Genomic DNA, 1,249 nt, shown 5'->3' on the forward strand with positions numbered 1-1,249 from the left:
GTGCAAACGTCTGGCCCAGCGCGCAAGCCGGCATGCGCACTCGCCCCATCCCGGCGCAAGCATCGGTTCCACCGCGCGATGATCATCGGCATCGGCAGCGACCTGATCGACATCAGACGCATCGAGAAATCGCTGGAGCGTCACGGCCAGCGCTTCATCCAGAGAATCTACACCGAGGTCGAACAGGCGCGTTCGGACAATCGAGGCGCCCGCGCGGCCTCTTATGCCAAACGCTTCGCCGCCAAGGAGGCCTGCGCCAAGGCGCTGGGCACCGGTATGGCGCAGGGGGTGTTCTGGCGCGACATGGGTGTCGTCAACCTGCCCAGTGGCGCGCCGACCATGGCTCTGACGGGAGGAGCGCAGGCCAGGCTGGACAAGATCCTGCCAAACGGCCATCGGGCGGCAATCCACCTCACCATCACGGATGATTTCCCGCTCGCTCAAGCCTTTGTGATCATCGAGGCGCTGCCCGTCGAAGAAGCGCCACATTGATTGCCTCTGACGACCGGCATTGACGTTGCCCAGCGCGCGCCGAGACTCTATACCATCCAACGCACAATCGAGGACGACATGAGCGTGGCTGAAAAATCCGAGAAGAAATCCGGCGGGCTTGGCGAGACCGTCAGCGTCATCGTCCAGGCGCTTTTGCTCGCCCTGGTCATCCGCACGCTGCTGTTCCAGCCTTTTTCGATCCCGTCGGGATCAATGCGGCCGACGCTTCTTGAAGGCGACTATCTGTTCGTCACCAAATGGTCCTATGGCTATTCGCGGTACTCGCTGCCTTTCGGCCCCGACATCTTTTCGGGCCGTATCTGGGGCGCCGAGCCGAAGCGCGGCGACGTGGCGGTGTTCAAGTTCCCGCCTGATCCGTCCGTCGACTACATCAAGCGCGTTGTCGGCCTGCCGGGTGACAAGATCCAGGTCAAGGACGGCCAGCTGTTCATCAACGGCGTCGGCGTGCCGCGCGTGAAAACAGGCCAGATCGACAATCCCGACATCACCGAGGAATCGCGCCCGATCGATGTCTATCGTGAGACCTTGCCCAACGGCGTCAGCTACGACACGCTCGACCTGAATTCGAACTCGATCGGCGACAACACCCGCGAATTCGATGTGCCGCCCGGCCACTATTTCATGATGGGCGACAACCGGGACAATTCCGCCGACAGCCGTTTCACCGTCGGCTACGTTCCCGCGGAAAATCTGGTTGGCCGTGCCAATCTTGTTTTCTTCTCGATCGCCGGCAAGG

Annotated in this window: 2 protein-coding genes; both read left to right on the forward strand. The window is 61.9% G+C overall.

Annotation, left to right across the window (positions count from 1 at the left end; translation table 11 throughout):
- Positions 1–78 precede the first annotated feature (78 nt).
- Positions 79–492 (forward strand): holo-ACP synthase, encoded by a 414-nt coding sequence (gene acpS / locus EN964_RS35040; RefSeq protein ID WP_127267159.1) that lies wholly within the window; start codon positions 79–81, stop codon positions 490–492.
- A gap of 78 nt (positions 493–570) precedes the next feature.
- Positions 571–1,249, forward strand: a 679-nt coding sequence (gene lepB / locus EN964_RS35045) for a signal peptidase I (RefSeq protein ID WP_127277476.1), incomplete at its 3' end; no start/stop codon positions are given.

The sequence above is a fragment of the Mesorhizobium sp. M7A.F.Ca.CA.001.10.2.1 genome, assembly GCF_003998575.1.
GTDB lineage: Bacteria > Pseudomonadota > Alphaproteobacteria > Rhizobiales > Rhizobiaceae > Mesorhizobium.

What these genes read in the sequence shown, in the direction of transcription:
- acpS (WP_127267159.1), top strand. Translation starts at nt 79, where the DNA reads ATGATCATCGGCATCGGCAGCGACCTGATCGACATCAGACGCATCGAG.